The 3,335-nt window shown below is 67.1% G+C and carries 3 protein-coding genes; all 3 read right to left on the reverse strand.

The window, feature by feature from the left end:
- Window positions 1-147: 147 nt before the first annotated feature.
- From B4393_RS27055 to B4393_RS27065, 3 genes are read right to left on the reverse strand one after another with little or no spacing between them, the layout of a single operon-like run.
- Window positions 148-963: an ExeA family protein gene (locus B4393_RS27055; RefSeq protein ID WP_033720755.1), complete on the reverse strand. Its 816-nt coding sequence runs from the start codon at window positions 961-963 to the stop codon at window positions 148-150.
- On the reverse strand, window positions 960-2,429 hold the full coding sequence (locus B4393_RS27060; RefSeq protein ID WP_033720760.1) for a DDE-type integrase/transposase/recombinase: 1,470 nt from the start codon (window positions 2,427-2,429) through the stop codon (window positions 960-962). The genes B4393_RS27055 and B4393_RS27060 overlap by 4 nt, the downstream gene beginning before the upstream one ends.
- A gap of 49 nt (window positions 2,430-2,478) precedes the next feature.
- Complete coding sequence (locus B4393_RS27065) at window positions 2,479-3,135, reverse strand: hypothetical protein (RefSeq protein ID WP_036391655.1); 657 nt, start codon at window positions 3,133-3,135, stop codon at window positions 2,479-2,481.
- Between the last annotated feature and the right edge of the window lie 200 nt (window positions 3,136-3,335).

Raw genomic sequence — 3,335 nt, forward strand, 5'->3', positions numbered from 1 at the left:
GTTGACCGTCGTTGAGGGTGCAGACGTCGCCGTCATGGCCGGTGTGGATGGTTCTGATGAAACGAAGACCCTGTCCGCGTAGCGGGCAGGGTCTTCGTTGGTGCGGTGACGGCGTCGTCGGTGTAGTGACGTCGCATGGTCAGTGATTCAGTCGTGGCCACTTTCGGTGACGGCGATGCGGGCGGATTTCTCGTCGACGATCGAGGACTTCGCGGCGAACGCCGCTGTCAACGCATGCACCGCGAGGTTGTTCACCGCTCGTGGATGCCCGCGAGCGGCGTTGTGGATCAACGTGATCGCATCGTCGGAGAACAAGGGATCGGTCCGTCCGGCGATCTTGGCGTGATGGGCGATGTAGTCAGCGGTGTCGGTTGGTTGCATACCACTTATCGCGTAGCGGACCGCGATGCGCTGATCGAGTGCGGCGAGGACGCCGAGGCGAAGGCGATGCCGCAAGGTCGGTTGCCCGACCAGCAGCGCGGCGAACGGTGATCCAGAGTCCATGTCGTGATTGGTGAGCATCCGAACCGCTTCCATCTGGGCGTTGTCGAGCAGATGCGCCTCGTCGATCACCACGACCGGGGTGCGACCGCGTTCGGCGTGCTCGGCAGCCAGCGCTTCGGCGGCCTGGGGTGCCAGGGTCGCGGTGTAGAAGCTGGGCACCCGCCCCAACGCGCCCACGACGTGATGCAACATGCCCCGGACCCCCACCGAGGGATTGGGCAGGTAGATGATCACGTGCCGGGCCGGGTCCAGCGCCGCGGTCGCGGCGCGGATCGCGACGGTCTTGCCGGCGCCGACCTCCCCGGTGATGACTCCGATGGCGTGTTGATCCACGCACCAGGTGATGCGGGCGACCGCTTCGGCGTGGCCTGGGTGGCGGTGCAGCATCGCCGGGGCCAACCCCCGCCCGAACGGCATGCGGGTGAAACCGTAATGCGATTGCAGGCGTTCGATGCTCATGCCGATGCCCCGCTCTGACCGGCGATGTCGGTGATGCTCAACTGCTCCGCCACCTCGTCGCCGCTTTCACCCTCACCGTGGCCTTGGCGATCGCCGAAGAGGGCGTCGTAGCCGATTCGCCGGTCGGCGCGGAGCTGCTGATGATGAGTTCGCTCGGTCAGCTCCAGGTAGTCGATACCCGTCGCGGGCATCACCGCCGGCTCGGGCGTCTCGGGTCGGGCTTTCGGATGAACGTGGCGGGTAATGTTGTGCGGCAACGCCTTCCCATGACTGACGTTCCGGTATCGGACTTCCACGGTCTCCATGTCGAACGGTGAGAACACCAACTCGACCTTGCGGCCCACCAGCGCCGCGTCGACTTCGAAGGTGTTGCCGTGCAATGACACCGTCGCGGTCTTGGTGACCATGCGGTACTCCGACCACAGGAACGCCTCGGTCAGATCCTCGGAGGTCGGCATCGCCGCGGTTCGCCCCAACCGCGCCCACCCCGCATCCCAGCGGTCCAGCGGGGCTTGGCCGGTCTCGGTGTGGATCCGGCGGTGGTACTCGGTTTCGATCCACGCGGTCAACCAGCCGTTGAGTTCCAGCAGCGCGGTGCGGTGATCCATGCCGGCAGCGACCATATCTTCGGCGGTGGTGTCGGTGACCTCGACAAGGAACTGCTCGCGCACGGTTCGGAAGAATCGTTCGATCTTGCCGCGGCCTTGGGGGCGGTGCGGGGTGGAATGCACCAGCCGGATCCCCAGTTTCGCGCAGGCCCGCAGCAGCCAGGCGTCGACGTAGGCCGAGCCGTTGTCGACGTAGACGCTGGCCGGGACCCCGCGGGCGGCTAATGCCGGCTCCATCGCGACCCCCAACCGGACGGTGTCCTCGGAGTAGCCGAACCGGTAGCCGGTGACCAGTCGGGAATGATCGTCGAGGAACGCGAACAAATACGTCTTCCGGCCACCAATCTTTGGGCCGTGCAATGCATCCCCGGTCCAACGGTCATTGGGGTTCTCGGCTTCGAACCGCCCGAACACCACCGGGGCGTCCCCAGCGGCCGGGCCGATCAACTCGAGGCGGTGAAACAACCGCAGCAGCGTCGACTCCGAGGGCGCCCACCCCGCCGACGCCCGCAGAATGCGCTGCACCTGCGCCGCGGTGCGCGCCGGATTCTCCCGCTTGAGCGCCGCCGCCAACTCCAACGTCGCGGCATCGGTGCGCGGCGACATTGTTCGCATCGAGGGAATCAACTCAGCGAACCCGCCAGCGCGGTAGCGCCGTATCCACCGATCCAGGGTGTCGCGCGAATAACGCACCCGAGCCCCGAACGGATCGGTGTGCTCGCGGGCGGCGATCCCGCGGACCAGCCGGCCACGGGCCTTCGTCGACAAATCCTTGTCCAATGCCGGGCAGATCAACTGGTAACGGAACAACCCCACCGCGTGACCTCTCTCCCGGCGCTTCTCATCCTCGGTATTGATGACACCCACTCCTGTCTCGGCGATGCCACCCAAACCCGTTGCCGGGCAGTCATCCCCGCGACGATGACCCATCCACAGCCGCAACATCAGGGTCAACTGGTGTTGGGCGAGCAGGCTTGGACGCCAGCGGCCATCCCGGCGCCAGGAGCCGAGCACCGCTGCACACGGCGGCGACCCGGGCCGACGTCACGGCCCCGATCACCGACCCATCGCCGAAACGCCTCGCGATCGCCTCCCGCGCCGCGCCGACCGCGCCCAGCACGTCCCCGCACCCCGACCCGGTCGCCCTCGGTATCGACACGTCGACCCCCGCGGTGACCGCGACCGAGATGAACCAGTGCCGCACCACCTGCGCTCGGCCGGTGACCACCCGCAGCCACCCGCGGACCGTGCCCGCTGGAATCCCCAACCGCGCCCCGATGACCCGATGCCCGGCGCCGGCCGCCTTGGCCACCACCGCCGCCCAGATCAGCTCCGCGCCATAAGCCCTGCGCAGCAGCAACGTCACCGGCAACAACACATGAGTCACCGCACATTCACGGCACCGCGACCGGCGAGGCCGCACCGGCTCGACCACCCCGACGACACGGCGAACGCGAGCGAAACCCCACCGGACCAACACCCCGTCCGCGCACGACGGACACAACACCTCCCCAGCGGCAAGCCGGGACTCGACGCGCTCAGGATCGACCTCTACGGTGACCATCAGTGCCTTTCGCACTACGCACGGCGCCCCCGAGATCTCTGCCAAGAAATTCAGCGGGGGCGCCGTGCACCCATCAGTTCCTCGACACACTGACGGTGCAGACCACCAAGATCAAAACCACGCCGACCCCGAACACCACATCGGCAGGATCAACGACGGCACAGCACCCCGTGGTCGTCATCCCGTGAGACGGTCAACAA

This window comes from Mycobacteroides franklinii, from assembly GCF_002013895.1.
GTDB lineage: Bacteria > Actinomycetota > Actinomycetes > Mycobacteriales > Mycobacteriaceae > Mycobacterium > Mycobacterium franklinii.

Coding starts and splice junctions, on each gene's coding strand:
- B4393_RS27055 (WP_033720755.1), bottom strand. CDS start 963: ATGAGCATCGAACGCCTGCAATCGCATTACGGTTTCACCCGCATGCCG.
- B4393_RS27065 (WP_036391655.1), bottom strand. CDS start 3,135: ATGGTCACCGTAGAGGTCGATCCTGAGCGCGTCGAGTCCCGGCTTGCC.